The sequence below is a fragment of the Rhizobium sp. YJ-22 genome, from assembly GCF_029601685.1.
Taxonomy (GTDB): domain Bacteria; phylum Pseudomonadota; class Alphaproteobacteria; order Rhizobiales; family Rhizobiaceae; genus Metarhizobium.
The window spans coordinates 14991-15476 of sequence record NZ_JARRIR010000006.1 but is presented as its reverse complement, the minus strand read 5'-3'; the positions used below and the strand labels follow the sequence as shown (position 1 = coordinate 15476).

The window sequence follows — 486 nt, the reverse complement described above, 5'->3', positions numbered from 1 at the left end:
GTTCGATCTCCTCAAACAATCCTGGGGGCGCAAATGAGCCGCAAACCGTCCAGCCGCAACACCATGCTGAGCGCCCTGATGACGGGGCAGGCGACACCTTCCAAAGATGCCAAGGACGGCCCGCTGCCGCCCCGCGAAGAGCACTTGCATCCGCGCGTCAGCGCCGGGGCGGTCGGGGCGTTGCGCAACACGCTGGCGCATATCACCAAGGACGGCCGCGTGGTCGAACTCGATCCAGCCGCCATCGACCCGTCGCCTTATCCCGACCGCCTCGGCGGCGCGGAGGACAGCGCCGCCATCGAACAGCTCGCCGCCTCCATCGCCCGAAACGGCCAGGAGGTGCCGGTGCTGGTGCGCCCGCATCCCGAACGCGCCAATCGCTATCAGACGATCTACGGGCATCGCCGGGTGCGGGCGATTGCCGGGCTGGGGCAGGGGCAGAAGGTACGCGCCATCGTCCGCGATTTGACCGACGAGGAATTGCTG

General features: G+C 67.9%; 1 protein-coding gene. It reads left to right on the top strand.

Annotated elements, in window-relative coordinates; translation table 11 throughout:
• Positions 1-33: 33 nt before the first annotated feature.
• Positions 34-486, top strand: a 453-nt coding sequence (locus P7F60_RS15015) for a ParB/RepB/Spo0J family partition protein (protein WP_277918553.1), incomplete at its 3' end; no start/stop codon positions are given.